This window comes from bacterium (assembly GCA_035295165.1).
In the GTDB taxonomy this organism is placed as follows: domain Bacteria; phylum Sysuimicrobiota; class Sysuimicrobiia; order Sysuimicrobiales; family Segetimicrobiaceae; genus JAJPIA01.
Map to the genome: position 1 here is coordinate 23893 of DATGJN010000070.1, position 15727 is coordinate 39619.

Below are 15727 nucleotides of genomic sequence, written 5' to 3' on the forward strand. Positions count from 1 at the left end.
TTACGCCTTCCCTTGGGTGGGAATGAGCCCCTGCGGCCGGATCAGTATCATCACGATCAGCACAAGGAAGGCAACATCGCTCTTCAGGGCCGAGTTGAGTACGGCCGCGGACATCTCCGTAACACTGCCAATCGTCAACGCCCCCAGCATCGCACCGTAGGGTTGGCCTACGCCCCCGACAATCACAGCAGCGAAGATAACGAACAAGAACTCCTCACCAAACGAAGGTTGGAATCCCCCAGCACTCAAAGCCAGCATCACCCCGGCCAAGCCAGCCAAACACCCGCTGATGAACCAGGTCCATAGCGTTACGCGATCTGTGTCTACGCCACCTACGCGCGCCAAGTTCAAGTTATCAGACATGGCACGCATTGCCTTACCCAATTTGGTGTATTTGAGCAACCAGTGGATCGCTAGCATGGCCCCCAAACCGATCGCCATAATGATTACCTGGTTCGGCGTGAAAATGAGAGGGCCGACGGAAAATACCTGTTGATTGGGAATGTCGAACTTTCGAAAGTCAGTGCCCCAAAGTATTTGAAAGATGTTGGCCAGTATCAACGACATGCCGAGGGTAACGATTAGCAAGAAAAGTAGTCGCGCACCACGCCGGACAAAAGGCTTGAGGACGAACTCGCTGATGACCACGGCGCCCACGCCCGTAGCCACCGCACCACCAACCGCCGCAAGCCAAAAATCGACATGGAGCTGAACGTTGAGGATCCAACTCAAGTATGCTCCGAGTGTAAGGTACTCGCCGTACGCGAAGTTGACGTAGTTAGTGACTCCAAACTGCAAAGTCACGCCGACAGCTGCCAACGCAAGGACTGATGCGGTCACCAAACCAAAGCCGAACGAATTGAGAATCAGATGCATGCTCGGTCACCCCTTCTCGGCGAGCAGCCGGTTCCAGCCGGGCGTCTCAAACTGATCGCTGGTACCTCGGGATGGTTTCTCCTTGGCTGACGCCAGGGCTTCGGAGCTCCCTTCCAGTGCTCCGGATATCGGAGAGGGCGTCCGATGTCGAGGTTCCTCGGCACGACGCTTCGCGCGTGATGACACCACCGCGACTGCGTCTCTGTCATTCACTTCTTTGTGGTACACTGCGCCCAACTGCGGTAAAGCGTGATACCCGCGCATCGCCGCAGGGCGAGGCACGATGTGTAGCGAGTCGCGGCCCACCCTCGTTGCTTTTGGGGGCTGTTGCATCATCGGTCGACCCGCGTTTCCCGCTCGTCACGCAACTGACGCACCCCCGACTGGTTAGCCGCCCTGCAATGCGAGACAACACGCTTCGTAAATCGACTCCCAGTCGATTCGGCACGCTCTGTAGAGATCCGCGGGCATTCCCGACTCTCCAAAGCGCGTGACCCCAAGCGGGTACGCTTTCCGCCCCACCATGCTCCCGACCCACGCCAGCGTGGAGGGATGACCATCGAGAACGGTCACGATCGGGGCATCCACAGCTACCGCAAGCAGCTCGGGGCCAAGCGTCTCAAGACCGCGGGTCACGCCGCGCTGCCACGCATGGTACACGAGATCGGGGCTCGTGCAGTTGACGACGTTCGCATAAACTCCGTCCTGCATGAGCTCTTCCGACGCGCGCACGGCCTCCGGGACCACGGCGCCGGTCGCCCAGATCTGCACGAGGTTCCGGCTCGGCACGCACCCCGGCTCCTCCATCCTGTCAACCAGCCGGTAGGCGCCCGAGAGAACCTTGGCGCGGAGGTTGTCACGGTCACGGGCGTTGAGGAGCCGCTGGTCGATCAGGGCCGTGCTCAGCCGCAGGTACGCGGACATCGGATTGCACTCGCGATGCAAGGCGCGTAACGACTCGAGGAGAATCCACTCAAGCTCAAGCGCGAAGCACGGCTCATAGTACACGACCCCTGGCAGCGAGAGTCCAATCGCTGGTGTAATGACCGATTGGTGCGCACCTCCTTCGGTAGAAAGGGTAACGCCTGATGGGGTGCCCACCAAAATGAACTTGCTACCGGAGTACAAAGCATACACAAGAGCGTCGAGGCCTCGTGCCACGAACGGATCGTACAGGGTACCGATCGGGAGAAGCGGTTCCCCGTTCACCTCCGCGGACAGGCCTAACTGCCCCAAGGCCATGAACAGGTTGGTTTCGGAAATGCCAAGTTCTAAATGCTGACCATCCGGCGTGCGCTCCCACTTAATGAGCCGAGGGCCGAGCACGGTAAACCGGTCTCGCTCCTCTTGGTGACTCCAAACCCCCACCTGATTGATCCACCCGCCGAGATTTGTCGACGTGGCAACATCCGGGCTAACCGTCATGACGCGCCGTCCGGCCTCTGGCGCGGTCCTGCGAAGGGTTGTCAGAATCTGTCCAAACGCGCGCTGCGTGGAGTTCTCCGGGCCGTAGTCGCGACCGAGATCTGTTGGGAGCTCGAGGCTCGGCCTAGACTGACGGGGAGGACGTGCCAGTACGCGCCGGCGCTCCGCGCATAGCTCTGCCTCTGCGCTCCGTTCCGTGAATCCGGCCCACATGTCATCCTGCCGGATCCCAAGGCGGACCATCAGGTCCTCCATCTGCTCCGCGGACAGTAATGCTGAATGATTCAGCGGGTCGCCAGCGATCGGGAGTCCCCACCCTTTGATCGTATAGGCAAAGATCACTGAGGGCCCTGGAGCGGCGTCGGCCTCCGCAAAGACTTTAGGAAGCACGTCGAGATCATGCCCACCCAAGTCGGCCAACAGGGTCTTGACGTCTTCATCGGTCCGGCTGACAAGAAGCGTCTCCCCAAGCGCCCGGCGAACCGTAGCGGCGTCCGAGCGGAGCAAGAATTGATACTCCTCATTCGGCATCTCGTCGATGCGCCGCTTCAGATGTTCTCCGCCGGGTTCGGAGAAGGCGGCCTGTAGCTGCCGACCGTACTTCGCCTCAAACACGGCCCACCTGTTCGCTCGAAACATGTCCTCCAATTGGCGGACCCGCATGCCCGGAACCACACGATCCAACGACTGCCGGTTCACGTCTACTATCCACACGATATTGTCAAGGTGCGCAAGCGCCGGTTCGGCCACCGCCTCCCACACTGATCCCTCGTCCAGCTCGGCATCCCCGATGAGCGCAATGAAGCGCCGTCCAGAACAGTCTGTGGCGCCGAATCGTGACTGGACGTAGCGGTCAACCAACGCGGCGAAATTGGGCGCCACCGCGCCGATGCCCACCGACCCTGTCGAGAAATCGACCGGATATGGATCTTTCGTCCGGCTAGGATACGCCTGCAAGCCTTGGAACTCCCGCAGCGTGGTGAGATGACTCTGTTCCAGATTGCCTAGCAGATAATGAATCGCATGCAACACCGGCGACGCATGCGGCTTGACAGAGATCCGGTCCCCGGGACGCATGAAATCGAAGAATAACGCCGTCATAATCGAGACCACCGATGCACTCGACGCTTGGTGGCCGCCCACCTTCAGGCCACTGAGGTTGGGCCTAACCTTGTTGGCGTGGTGGACGATCAGCGTGCTCAGCCAGAGGATCCGGCGCTGGATAGCCTGCAGCGTCTCGAGTCGCATCAAGCGTTGTGCGTAGTTGCACGAGACGCTGACATTTGCCTCGGACGCCACCTGCTTCACGCGCCGACTCCTGGCGCGGAACGACAGGACGGACCCGCCGGAGTGTCGAGGGACCAGCTCGAGTCGATGGCTAGGGTTGCCAAATTCGCCCCCATAGAGTAAAATGGGACAAGTGTCTCATTTCGCTATGGAAGATGATAGAGAATGAGCCGTGACGCTGTCAAGGGATCCGGCGCGAACCGACGGCCCTCCCATTCCGCCGGCCGCTCGGAGAAGAACGCCGAATGACCTCGCGATACCGGAGACCCAAGCTCAAGCCGATGGCACGGTGGCTCTTGATCATCGAGGCGTTCGCCGCGGCAGGTGAGTGGGGGGTGCGCGACCTTACGGCTGCCACTCGCTTGCCAAGGAGTGCCGTTCACCGAATCCTGCATGAAATGCACCAGTACGATATGTTGACTTTGGCTGAACGCCCGGGCCGCTTCACGGTTGGCCCGTCCCTCATCCGCGTAGCGGCTCTCCTTCTTGACAGCCTGGACGTGACTCGGCACGCACGGGTTGTGCTGGAGGAGGCTGCGCGCATCTCCGGCGAGACGGTGATCCTAACGCTGTACGATCCGAAACGTCGTCAATTCTTCGCGGTCGATGCTGTGGAGTCGGCTCAGACTGTCCGCTACATCTGGCGCTCGCTCCGCGAATGGAACGACCTACACATAGGCTCGAGCGGGAAAGGCATCCTGGCTTTCCTCCCGAGGGAGGAACGGGATGCAGTAGTGGATGCTCTTCCGGATCCAATCCCCGGCCTCAGGCAGATTTCGAAGGCACAGCTCCGACAGCAACTCGAACGGGCGCGACGCCAGGGCTACGTTCTGACCCACGGCGAACGGTACCCGGGAGCATTCGGCGCCTCCGCGCCGGTTCGCAACGCGGTTCGGCTGATCGGTGATCTCATCATCACATGGCCTGACAATCGCAATCGCGGACGTGAGCGCACGCTGGCCGCGCTGGCGGCCACAGCTGCCTCCAAGCTCTCCGTGTCGTTAGGGTATCGAGCTCCTGGCGACGCGCCGCGCGGTCTTGCGCCCGTCGATGCATACCAGGAAGATGATCAACTGTCACTCCGCCGGGGTGGAACCGATGCTTCATCGCGTCATGGAACAAGAGCGAGTGATTCGAAGGAATGAACTCGACCCGACCCTTCCCTCGACCGGTGGATTGCAGTCCGATTATGCCTGTGCCGTGAACCCGTGAGCAACGAAGTGCATCAATTCTTCAACGGTTACGTCACTCTTGACCAGGCTCGCCGCGACGCGTCCATGCTCAATGATGGTAATCCGATCCGCGACAGGATGAACGTGAGCCAGGTTGTGGTCGATGTAGATGATGCCAAGACCCCGCTCCCGAACCGCTTCGATAGCTCGGAAAACGCGTCGAGTCTCCCGGACTGATAGTGCTGCGGTCGGCTCGTCCAGCAGCAACACACGCGCGCCGAAGTACATAGCCCGCATGATCGCGAGCGACTGGCGTTCACCGCCAGAAAGGACCGCAGCGGGTTGATCGGCAGACTGAATGTGCGTGAGTCCGATCTCATACAACTGGTCTGCACAGATCCTCCGCATCGCGCCCGTTTTCAAGATAGGCAACGGGGTTCGCAGCCAGGTCAGTTCCTTCCCGAGGAAGAAATTCCGCCAAAGGCTCATCTGGTCTATCAAGGCGAGGTCTTGGTAAACGGTCTCAATGCCGAGCCGGCGAGCATCGGATGGTGACCGGAATCGCACCTCAGTCCCCTCGAACCGAATGCTGCCGCTTGTCGGCTGATGATACCCGGTGATGATCTTGAGGAGCGTCGACTTACCGGCGCCGTTATCGCCGACGAGGCCGACCACCTCGCCAGCCCGAAGTGCAAAGTTCACGTCGGCGAGCGCCCGCACGCTGCCAAACTGCATCCCAATTCCGTCAAGTTCAAGGAGTGGAGGCCCAGTCACCGGCTCATCGGCCCTCTGCGCAGACGAAGCCCGAGTTTGTCGAGTTGGTCATTAAGAAAGGCCGCGACAAGAAGGATGATCCCAATAATTGCTGTGTACCAGGAACCTGGAGCGCCCACGAGGACCAGCCCTGTAGATAGAGAGCCCAATACCAACGCCCCGAACACAGTCCCGGCGATCGAACCCTCGACTCCGAACAGCGACGTCCCACCTAGCACCGCCGCAACAATGGCCAGGAGATTGGCGTCTGTACCGAAGCTCGCGTCGACGGAGCCCAGTTGCGCGAATGCTGCACATCCAGCGAACCCAGCCAGCATCGCACAGAGTGCGAAGTTAATAGTCTTCACGGTCGCGACAGGTACACCGAGCGCGCGTGCCGCACCGCCCCGGGCGCCCGCTGCCGTTGTCCAATTCCCGTATTGAGTGAACCCATGAATGAACCAAAACGTGACCCCGAACACAAACATCCAAACGAAAGGAGCGGCCAACGCAGCGTTGCCCAAGTTACCGCCAAGCAGAGATCGAAACGCCGTCTGCTGGAAGTAGCCTACCGGGAGTCCCGAGGTGATGAGAAAACTCAGCCCCGTAAGTACAAAAAGCGTTGCCAGCGTGGTGATGAAAGATGGGATACCCAACCGAGTGGTGATCAACCCGTGCACCACACCTACGGCAGCAGCCATGGCGAGAACGAGGACAAATGCGATCCAGACGTTCCACTGCGCCGCGATCAGTTCGCCCAAAACGATTGGGACAAAGGCAAACATCGCACCGACCGAAAGATCGAACTCGCCGGCGATCATGAGAAATGAAACGCCGACACCAATCGTACCGACTTCGCTCGCAACCAGGCTCATCCCGCGCAACTCGCCGCCGGTAAAGAAGCGCCCCGAAAGACCTTGAAAGACACCAGCGAGCAAGATCCATCCGGCAAAGGCCCCAAAACCGCGGGATCGGAAGATGCCCCAGCCAATGTGCACCGCGGCTTCGTACTTCGAGGGCCTTAACACGCCGGCGTCCCGCCGCGCTGTTTCGTCTGACGCCATTTGTGTCACCGGTGAGAGCGCACACGACTGCGAGGCATCGGCCTTCAGTCGAGTCCTTGCTTTATAAGCTGCTCGACCCTGCCAGAATTATCGTAATCGACGATCAAGCTGCCCGTGTTGATGTTCACAGGAGCGAACCCGTGTTGAAGTTCTAGCACGAGGTTCTCAACCGTCAGGTAGCCTTGCAGATAGGGCTGTTGATCAAGAAGGATTTTCAGTGCACCCGCACTTCTGAGTTGCTGGAAGACGACATCGTTGATGTCGAACCCGGCGACGGGCACTTTCAGCTTCTGCTGGGCAACATATTGGACGGCGGGGGCAATTCCATTGACGTTCAAAGACAAGATACCAACGGTATCAGGATGAGCTTGAAGGTACGCGCCAGTAGTTTGCTGATTCTGCGTTGCGTCCGCCGACTCCACCAACACATCGGGCTTGTATCCACGCGCGGTAAGTAACCCTTTGACCGCGTCCTGCCGAAGGCCAAGAACCAGCGATTTCGGGTTGGGGTTGATGACCAAGACTCTGCCGCCCCCGGACGGAAGGTACTTGAGAAACGCAGACGCTAGCACTTCGCCAGAGTGATGCTCGTCCTGACCGACGAATGCGAGACTGACGATGCGAGGATCTATTGTCGCAGGCGTACTACCTGCAGCTTCAAACCGATTATTGTTGAAGAGCACGACTTTGATTCCTGCCGCAAGCGCCCGAAGCGTGATCTCCTGCATGTCCCTGCCAGCGTACTCAATAGCGATCCCATTCGGCCTGGCCGCTACGGCAGCGTCAAGTAACGAGATCATGTCGGCGTCGCTGCCGGTGCCCGCTGGCGCCTCGTATTTGACCGTCGCGCCGAAGTCCTTGCCCGCCTGCTCAGCCCCATGCTGCACCGCGTGCCAGAATGCCTGTTGCTGGGTGAACCCGACCATATAGATCGTCAGGGGCTTACTGGCACCATTACTTATCCGTGGCATCGCACTGGCAGCGAGCAGCATCATCGACACGACGGCCAGCGCCGCGATGAACCGGGCCTTCCGCATCTATTCCCACCCCCCTAAGAACATCATACGGGTCGTGCTTGACCGGAACGCAGTTCGCACACAACTGTCGTCGAACACTGCGGACACGTCGGTTTTCGGTCATTCGTGCCGATAGTCCACGTCTCCTTGTGGCCTTACTAGTTTGTCTGGGCAGCGGTCCTTCCTAGTTCCAGTGCAGAGAACGACAGCACCGGACTGAGCATAAGCCAACGGAAACCCCGGTCAAGCAGCATCTCCACGTTGCTTGCATCCACGTGAGGATGGCCGCAAGGTATCTCGTGGTCTTTGCAGATCGCCAGAATGTCGTTGATCGCAGTTGCGACGCTCGGATGATCGTATTGCCGCGGGAATCCCAAGTCTTGAGAAAGGTCGCCCTCTCCGATGAGCACGACGCCTATCCCTGGCACGTCTTCAAGCATCTTGGGAAGGTTTTTGATCGCACGCGCCTCTTCACACATGATGACCACGAGAAGCTCGCCGTGGGGATCCAGAGGCCAGACGTCCGCCCGATGATAATATTCAGCAGGCGTCAGCCCCCAATACCGCGAGGCACTTCGAGGCCCATCGCCCCTTACGCCCGCCGGGTTAAAACGGGGCGCCGCCGCCGGACGTGGATACCTGCACGCCGCGACAGCATTGCGGGCTTCTTCCACAGTGCTTACGTGAGGCCAAACGATGCCATAAACACCCGCATCAAGTGCTTGCTTCGCAATCCACTGGTTCAGTTCTCCTCCGTTCGGCGGGATGCGGACAAACGGGGTAACAGCCGGCGCAAGAGTGGCAGACCGAACCAGTTCTCGACGGTCAAGCATGTATTGCAGACAGTCGCGCAAGCGCGCGATGTCGAGTGGGTTGTGTTCCATCTCGAACACTACGCCATCATAGGGCGCAGCACTTATCGTCTGTGCCATGGTGACGTCGGCACCGGCGAAAGTAACGAAAGCGGGATTGCCTTTCGCAAGGGCCCGGATAACACCATTCAATCGGGGGATCTCAGTCATGTCGACCTCCCTGTCGGTGCCTGCACCGCGTTCGCAGACAAGAAGGGCCGGTTCCTCGGCGGCCAAGCTGAGTATTTCTTGCGGCTCCGTGGCTCCAGCGGTCGCGGCATTGATGCCTAAGACGCAGCGCAGTCCGCGACCAGCGGACTACTCTGCTGTGCTTCCGGTCGCACCGAGCCCATTATAATCTCTTGATTCCCTCGTAGTAACTCTCGGGTAGATGCGGTCGGCGGAATTGCTGGACGGCCATGTCGAGGTGGAGCTGTGCTCCCTTCAATACGAAGATTCCGTGCCCGGGAAAGAGCTGGTCAACGTTCAGATCACCGAGCTTCTGGATATCAGCACGGTAGTGACCAAGGTTACAGCCCGGAAGATTGAGCAGCCCAACCATCCCATTGAAGAAGACGACGTCGCCCGTGAAGATTGCCCGAGAATCGTCTGAGTCCACCACGTAGCAAACGGAGTCCTCAGTATGCCCGCGCACATGCACTGCTCGCACGCGAAACCTTCCGATGCTCGTCGTCCAACCATCGTCGATGACAACGTCAGGACTCACAGTCGGAAACTCATACCCAGGAGGGACAGCCCCGTAGGCACGCATGAACTCCCGGTCTGAGTTCGCCCCTGTCGCGAGAGACGGCGCGCTGTTTCGATGTGCGACCAGCTTGGCCCCAAACTGATCCTTAAATCGGGCACATCCCTCCGAGTGGCCCGTATGTTCATGCGTTAAGAAGATTGTACTGACGCGGGCGGGATCGTACCCTGAGGCTCGGACATTTGCTATCATGTCGTCAAAACTGCTCAGGCGGCCGACGTCTACGATTGCAAGCGCGGTGCCTCCGTCGAGCAGGTAGATGTTGGAATCGTTGGGAGCCGTGAGACCGAATTGATCGCTACCAACCAGATGGACCCAGGGGTGGATCTGCATCGTTTACGCCCCTCCTCAACGCGCGGGTCCTGACGTGGATTGCTGCCAAGCGCGAACGGTGCCGGATGTCGCCACCCGATCGAGGAGGCGGGCAATGACCAGCCCGTCTTCGAAGCTAGGCGCAGCGACTTCGCCGCCAGCGATGGCGTTCAAGAATGCCCGCTGCTCGAGCACTTTCAATTCGACGAACCCGATCCCCAAGCCCCCTACTGGCAGGAAATCGCTGAAAAACGGATGCCCCGGACCCATCTGAATGCGCGTGAACCCGTCCAAGTATGGCGACGCGCCAGGCAGGTACACCTCGAGTTCGTTCATGCGGTTCAGGTTCCAGCGCAACGCTCCCTTGCTGCCGCTGACGTCGACCGTGAATCGAACCCGTGTCCCCGCCGCGACCCGGCTCCCCTCGGCGATTCCGGTGCCCCCATTCGCGAGCTTGAAGAGCGCGCCCCAAGAGTCATCATTAGTCACGGGAAGCATCGAGATGTCCTTCTCTGCCTCCTGGCGCTCCGTTGGACGTTCGCGGACAACAACGTCCGTGTACCCCGTGATCTCGTTGATTTCCCCGACCAACATGCGCACCATATCGAACAAATGAGATCCCAGATCAGAAAGCGCACCATGCCCCGCTCGCTCGCGACTATAGCGCCATCGCCACGGGCTTGACGGGTCTGCCGCGGCCCCAGTGTTGTAGGTGGCATGCACATGCCAAATCTCACCCACGGCGCCCTGTGCAATAAGCTCGCGCGCATACTGGACAGCAGGAGCCCACCGGTAATTGAACGCCACAAAACTCGCTACGCCCCGTTGCGTTACCGCATCACACAACGCAGTCGTCTCCGCGCTGTTTCTGCCGAGGGGCTTTTCGCAATAGACATGCTTGCCAGCGGCCGCGCCAGCCGTCCCGATGGGCACGTGAAGATCTGGAGGCGTACAGATATCGACGATATCGATCTCATCATCCTCCAGGACCGTCGCCCAGTCGCTTGTCCATCGCGGAATCCCCCAACTACGAGCGGCCCGCTCGGCCAGATCGTCGCTAACGTCCGCGACGATCTCCACGGAGGGAAGTACCTCGTTGGGATAGATATGCGGGATAAAGCGATAAGCACGATTGTGCAGCATGCCCATAAAGCCAGTGCCTATGAGCGCGATGCGAAGACTTTTCTTGCCATAACCCCTCCAGCTCCGGTGGGAGTGCATATCTTTCCTCGCTCTCCTATCCCTCAAGAGTGAGTGGCATCATGCGGGACGGTGACAAACAAGGCACATTGAGGCTCCCAAGTTCGGATCAAACCTGATATCTCGCGACGCGATCCCAGTCGAAGCTGAGACCTATGCCAGGCTTTTCAGATGGCCGGAAAACTCCCCGCCGGGGCACATACGGTTCGTCGAATAGCTCGTCGATGTTCACGATCTTATGGTTGGGGACGTATTCGACCCAACGCACGGCTTGCCCCGCGTACGAGCAGGACAGGTGAATGTGGACAAACGGGAACCAGTGTGGAAAGACGGTCTTGCCAAAACACGCCGCCAACCCAGCTACCCGCAGCCACTCGGTGATGCCGCCGACGACAGTGACGTCTGGCTGCAGGATATCCACGATGCCGGTTGCAGCCCACTGCGCGAATGCATAACCAAAGGACTCCGACTCACCAGTGGAAATGGGAACCGAGCTAATGGTGGACAACTTGCGAAAGTTCTCAAACGCCTCGGCGTGGAACGGGTCCTCAAACCATGCGATATCGCAATCTTCCACGGCATCGAGAAACCGTTTCGCGTCGTCCCAGGCCTGTAACGTTGCGTTCGCATCGATCCCGAGCCGAACCCGAGGGCCAAGCGCTTGCCGCACGACGCGCACCCGTTCAACATCCTCGGCGAACGCGAGGCCGCCGATGCGGACTTTCGCCGCTTGAAATCCCGCCTCGGCATATTGTTCATACTCTCTAGCAAGCTCCGTCACGCCCTCGCCGTCGACGTAAACCCCGCCGCTGGCGTAAGCGTGAACCTCCGTGCGCGCGACGCCAAGCAACCTATAGAGAGGTAACCCCGCGACCTTCGCGCGCAAATCCCACAGTGCGTTGTCAAGCAATGACAGGGCAAACATCGGAGCTCCACGCCGCCCGTGTCGTGTCGCGAAGACGAGATCGTTCCAGATCCGCGGTGCCTCTTCCGGGTCCCGTCCGATAATCAGTGGAGCGAACTCGTTGACGTGAGCGGGGACGGTCCCCGCGCCGATGCAAATGCTGTTGCCTTCCACCCCTTCCGCGGTGACCATGCGGACAATGGTGTATTCACGTTCAGTAAATCTTCGGTTGGCAATGGCCGCCGGTTTCAGTAACGGCACGCGCACCACCAGCGGCTCGATTTTTGTTACCTTCAACGGCACATCCCTCCTCGTTGGAGTCGCAGCGGCACCACGGACGAAACACAGATTCGGCCGACACTTCAGCATACCCCGCCCGAAATCCCGCTTCACGCCTCCGTGCCACGCAGACTCAAGCGTCACGTACACCGTGCTTCGCGGGGCATCAATCCGTGACCGCACGGCGCATATGTTGTGTTCCGGCGGATTGGATGCGGCACCGCCGCAGCAGGAGAACCAGATCTCGGCGGTATAGTGAGGTAGTAGCGCTCAAGGATCGGTACTGCCCCTGGAATCTCGCTTGCGCGAAGCGAAACAAAGTCGCGCCCACCGTCGCCGCGACCCTGTGGTATTGTGCTCAGACGCACGAAATGGACAAACAGAAGCGTTTGAAACCGCTTGCAGGACTGTACCATACTGCCACCATGCAGGTCGTGGCTTGGCGCGTTAGGAGGGGAGGCTATAATGGCGAAGGACCCGCTGCGGTGGGGCATTCTCGGTGCGGCCGCAATCGCCCGACGGGCGATCGTGCCAGCCATCCAATCAGCTGGTGATATGGTCGTCGCGGTTGGCACGACTCACGTAGAGAAAGGTAATACCTTTGCACGGGACTTTGGGATCGAGACGGTCTACGATTCCTACCAAGCCGTGGTTGATGACCCTCGGATCGAAGCCGTCTACATTCCCTTGCCTAATCACCTTCATTACCCGTGGACGGTTGCAGCGGCTCGTGCAGGAAAGCACATCTTATGCGAAAAGCCACTGGCACTCAACGTCGCTCAGGCCGAAGAAATGCTGACAAAGTGTCGGGGAGCGGGTGTCGTACTCGCTGAAGCAGTCTTCTTCAGACATCATCCGCGCCTCGCGCTGCTTAAGCAAATGCTTGACGAAGGGATGATTGGTTCCGTCAGGCACCTGAGTTTCAGTTTCTCATTCCACCTTCCCGACGGGCCGAACATCCGTTGGGAACCTGGCCTTGGTGGAGGAGTTCTCTACGATACCGGCTCCCATGGTATTAGTCTAATCCGGTTTCTGCTGGACAAGGAGCCTCTTCAAGTATCCGCGGTGATGCACAAGCGACACGGCGTCGACGTAACTACCGCGGCGAGCCTCCTGTTTCCCGATGACGCAACGGCGAGTGTCTACGTTAGCTTCAACGCTGGTGATCAGCAGTCTCTCACTCTGATTGGCACCACTGGGCTCATGAGAGTGCCTCGACCGATCGCCACCTGGATGGTGGGAGGTCCCGTCCCGGGGCCGGCGCGCCCGTTCATTCTTGAACGGAATGGGGAAGAAACGGTAATGCCAACGCCGGCCCCTATTAACGCCTACGAAGAGATGGTGAAGTCTTTCAAGCGGTCGGTCCGCAGCGGCGATCCCGTATTCTTGCGCGCGGAAGACGGAATCGCAAATCTCCGAGTAATCGAAGCGTGTCAGACTTCGTCATCGAGCGGACGCCCGGAAGTGCTATCTTCGCCGTGATATCGAGATCGTGCGCGATTCGCCAATCCTGAGACGCCCGTCGACTCAGTCGCCAAAGGCGGAAGCTGCGGTGATCCGCGCCACTTGCTGAACAGGGAACGCGGCCGCGACACACTGTCGTCCTGCACCTTGTCAGGTGACGCGGGCCCTCTTCGGCCCAGACTACGGATTCACATCGCGCGGAAAGCCGTGCGCAGTAACGGTTGGGCGGGCGGTGCAGGCCACTATTCGCGCGACCCTGCCCGGATCACCGGCCAGGGGTTGGGCATCTCGCCGAGCGGCACTTCGATCAGCCCGGGGCGATCGCGGCCGAGCGCATCCTGAAGCGCGGCCTGGAGCGCCCTTGGACTCTCTGCACGCCGCCCCTCGACGCCAAACAACTCCGCCAGGCGGGCGAAATCCGGGTTCCGAAGGTCCGACGCAACCTCTCGCCCGCCAAAAGACTCTTTTTGGCTGCGGCGGACGTTGCCGAAAGCATTGTCGTTGAAGACAATCGCCACCACATTGAGCCCGTGCCGGACCATCGTGGACATCTCTTGCACGTTGTACATGAAGCCGCCGTCCCCGCTGATCGAGACGACCTTCTTCTCCGGCGCGCCGACTCGCGCGCCGAGCGCGGTCGGAAACGCAAACCCCAGCGTCCCTTGGTACCCTGACGTGATCAAGGTCCGAGGTTCGTAGACGGGAAACCCGCCAAAACACGACCAATAGCCGACCTGGGTGAGGTCGGTAACCACGACGCCGTCGTCCGGCACCGCTTCACGGATCGCGAGCGCGTATGACCGCAGCGGCTCCAGCGTGGCTAGGCGCGTGTCTGCCTTCTGCTTCGCGTCCGCGAGTTCGTCTCTGCGGGAGGACCGACTGCCGTTGTGACGCGGGGCACGCTTGAGCAGTTCGGTGAGGCCCCAAAGGGCATCGGCAACAATCCCGATCGCTACAGGGCTGTTCCGCCCGATCTCTTCGGGATCGACATCGATCTGGATGAGCGTCTGTCCGTCGCGGGGTCCCCACGTCGAGAACGCCGGTTGGAGAAACCGGGTGCCCACGATGAGCACGACGTCCGCCGCCGGCAGCAGATCCTCGGCCGCCACCATGCTCTGGGCCAGTCGGTGACGGTCCGAGATCGCACCCTTGCCGCTGCTGGACATGATGACCGGAGCCTCGAGCATCTCGGCGAGGTGCAGAAGCGGCTCCGACGCGCCCGATCGCAGAACCCCGCCGCCGACGAAGATGCTCGGCCGCTTGGCGCGCCCGAGCACCTTAGCGGCCCGTTCGACGACTTCGGGATCACCTTCCTGCCGCGCAACTTCCACGCGGGCCACGGACGCGACATCCGCCGACGCCTGGAGCACGTCCGGTGCGACCTCGATCGCCACCGGGCGCGCGCGGCCGGTCCGCAGCTGCCGGAACGCCTCGCGAACGACCGCCGGGATATCTTCGGGGCGCTCGCTGCGGCCGCCCACTTGGTCACCGAGCGCACCGCCTGCAGCTGATCCTTGATCTCGTGCAGCAGCCCTCGACCCTTCCCGATGTGCCGGGTCGGAATCTGGCCGGTGATACACAGGACCGGCGACGAACACGCATAGGCGGTCGCGAGACCCGCCATCGCGTTCAGCAGTCCCGGTCCGGGAACCGTCAGGCAGACACCGACGCGGTCGGTGGTTCGAGCATACCCGTCGGCCATGTAGGATACCGCCTGCTCGTGCCTAGTGTGATAGACTGTGATCGCGTCACGCTCAAGGTACAGCGCGTCGAACGCCCAGTCGAGCTGAACGCCCGGCAGGCCGAATACTACATCGACCCCTTGGGCCTCGAGGGATTGCACTAGCGCCTGGCCCCCGGTCAGACGCATCGCCGGCGCCAGATTCCTCTATCTGACTCGCCGCACAACGCGTCAAGCCGTCGGCAAAAAAGCGCATCAAGCCTCTCCATCGACATGGGTGCAGGTCATCCTTTCCGTTGGATCGATCGCCCGCCTATCACGCGTCGCCTGGATTCGTGCGGTCCCGTGATTCAGATATCCACTGGAAAATGGTTCCCGAGACCTCTGCAGAGAGACACGTCCCGGATACCAAAGTTAGGGGTCACCCTCCGCGATGGTAGCCTGGGGCGGTGACCTGCCAAATGCGGATCCTCGAGAAACGCTCCCAATCAATTGTATCACTGAACCAGATCGTCGACGCGAAGGTGGGTTCCTTCAGCCCGTACTCCCGGCCCAACACTTCTCTCGTCGTCGCGAGCCCCGCAACACCCAACTATTTGTTGGAGACTGAGGCGGCGGCCTCGGTATGCGCCTGATCCCCGGGCTTTGCGATTGTAGGTTACATCGTATGGAAGCCC

12 protein-coding genes and 1 pseudogene are annotated in these 15727 nt (G+C 60.2%); 2 read left to right on the top strand and 11 right to left on the bottom strand.

All coding sequences use genetic code 11. The features are described 5' to 3' along the window. Both VKZ50_11290 and VKZ50_11295 read right to left on the bottom strand, forming a co-directional pair. Entirely contained in the window at positions 1–876 is an 876-nt protein-coding gene (locus VKZ50_11290) for a branched-chain amino acid ABC transporter permease (protein HLJ60303.1), read from the bottom strand. A 387-nt stretch (positions 877–1263) separates the two neighbouring features. Beyond that, a complete protein-coding gene (locus tag VKZ50_11295; GenBank protein HLJ60304.1) occupies positions 1264–3609 on the bottom strand; it encodes a 1-deoxy-D-xylulose-5-phosphate synthase N-terminal domain-containing protein in 2346 nt (781 codons plus the stop codon). A gap of 260 nt (positions 3610–3869) precedes the next feature. Between VKZ50_11295 and VKZ50_11300 the strand changes: the two genes are divergently transcribed. Further along, positions 3870–4733, top strand: a complete 864-nt coding sequence (locus VKZ50_11300) for an IclR family transcriptional regulator C-terminal domain-containing protein (protein HLJ60305.1) — start codon at positions 3870–3872, stop codon at positions 4731–4733. 42 nt (positions 4734–4775) lie between these two features. On the opposite strand, the gene VKZ50_11305 is transcribed toward VKZ50_11300, so the two are convergent. From VKZ50_11305 to VKZ50_11335, 7 genes are all read right to left on the bottom strand, one after another. After that, on the bottom strand, positions 4776–5495 hold the full coding sequence (locus VKZ50_11305) for an ATP-binding cassette domain-containing protein (protein HLJ60306.1): 720 nt from the start codon (positions 5493–5495) through the stop codon (positions 4776–4778). Positions 5496–5530: 35 nt separating this feature from the next. Next, on the bottom strand, positions 5531–6577 hold the full coding sequence (locus VKZ50_11310; GenBank protein HLJ60307.1) for an ABC transporter permease: 1047 nt from the start codon (positions 6575–6577) through the stop codon (positions 5531–5533). A gap of 44 nt (positions 6578–6621) precedes the next feature. Then, on the bottom strand, positions 6622–7614 hold the full coding sequence (locus tag VKZ50_11315) for a substrate-binding domain-containing protein (GenBank protein HLJ60308.1): 993 nt from the start codon (positions 7612–7614) through the stop codon (positions 6622–6624). A gap of 137 nt (positions 7615–7751) precedes the next feature. Beyond that, the gene (locus tag VKZ50_11320; protein HLJ60309.1) at positions 7752–8615 is read right to left on the bottom strand and encodes an aldolase/citrate lyase family protein; all 864 of its coding nucleotides are present in this window, start codon (positions 8613–8615) and stop codon (positions 7752–7754) included. A gap of 181 nt (positions 8616–8796) precedes the next feature. After that, a complete protein-coding gene (locus VKZ50_11325) occupies positions 8797–9543 on the bottom strand; it encodes an MBL fold metallo-hydrolase (GenBank protein HLJ60310.1) in 747 nt (248 codons plus the stop codon). Positions 9544–9558: 15 nt separating this feature from the next. Next, positions 9559–10743 carry a Gfo/Idh/MocA family oxidoreductase gene (locus tag VKZ50_11330; GenBank protein HLJ60311.1) on the bottom strand — a complete coding sequence of 395 codons (1185 nt, stop codon included), beginning with the start codon at positions 10741–10743 and terminating at the stop codon, positions 9559–9561. A gap of 88 nt (positions 10744–10831) precedes the next feature. After that, complete coding sequence (locus VKZ50_11335; protein ID HLJ60312.1) at positions 10832–11923, bottom strand: mandelate racemase/muconate lactonizing enzyme family protein; 1092 nt, start codon at positions 11921–11923, stop codon at positions 10832–10834. Between the two features lie 447 nt (positions 11924–12370). Between VKZ50_11335 and VKZ50_11340 the strand changes: the two genes are divergently transcribed. Beyond that, the gene (locus VKZ50_11340; GenBank protein ID HLJ60313.1) at positions 12371–13387 is read left to right on the top strand and encodes a Gfo/Idh/MocA family oxidoreductase; all 1017 of its coding nucleotides are present in this window, start codon (positions 12371–12373) and stop codon (positions 13385–13387) included. A gap of 224 nt (positions 13388–13611) precedes the next feature. Here the strand turns inward: VKZ50_11340 and VKZ50_11345 are convergent, their stop codons facing one another. Together VKZ50_11345 and VKZ50_11350 are read right to left on the bottom strand one after the other, a co-directional pair. Next, positions 13612–14850, bottom strand: coding sequence for a thiamine pyrophosphate-dependent enzyme (locus VKZ50_11345; protein ID HLJ60314.1), 1239 nt, complete (start codon positions 14848–14850; stop codon positions 13612–13614). 83 nt (positions 14851–14933) lie between these two features. Next, positions 14934–15239: pseudogene (locus tag VKZ50_11350) on the bottom strand (thiamine pyrophosphate-binding protein). Positions 15240–15727: the final 488 nt, after the last annotated feature.

Excerpts from the sequence above, each read along its gene's own strand:
- VKZ50_11290 (HLJ60303.1), bottom strand. The coding sequence starts at position 876 with ATGCATCTGATTCTCAATTCGTTCGGCTTTGGTTTGGTGACCGCATCA.
- VKZ50_11300 (HLJ60305.1), top strand. The coding sequence starts at position 3,870 with ATGGCACGGTGGCTCTTGATCATCGAGGCGTTCGCCGCGGCAGGTGAG.
- VKZ50_11305 (HLJ60306.1), bottom strand. The coding sequence starts at position 5,495 with ATGCAGTTTGGCAGCGTGCGGGCGCTCGCCGACGTGAACTTTGCACTT.
- VKZ50_11310 (HLJ60307.1), bottom strand. The coding sequence starts at position 6,577 with ATGGCGTCAGACGAAACAGCGCGGCGGGACGCCGGCGTGTTAAGGCCC.
- VKZ50_11315 (HLJ60308.1), bottom strand. The coding sequence starts at position 7,614 with ATGCGGAAGGCCCGGTTCATCGCGGCGCTGGCCGTCGTGTCGATGATG.
- VKZ50_11320 (HLJ60309.1), bottom strand. The coding sequence starts at position 8,615 with ATGACTGAGATCCCCCGATTGAATGGTGTTATCCGGGCCCTTGCGAAA.
- VKZ50_11325 (HLJ60310.1), bottom strand. The coding sequence starts at position 9,543 with ATGCAGATCCACCCCTGGGTCCATCTGGTTGGTAGCGATCAATTCGGT.
- VKZ50_11330 (HLJ60311.1), bottom strand. The coding sequence starts at position 10,743 with ATGCACTCCCACCGGAGCTGGAGGGGTTATGGCAAGAAAAGTCTTCGC.
- VKZ50_11340 (HLJ60313.1), top strand. The coding sequence starts at position 12,371 with ATGGCGAAGGACCCGCTGCGGTGGGGCATTCTCGGTGCGGCCGCAATC.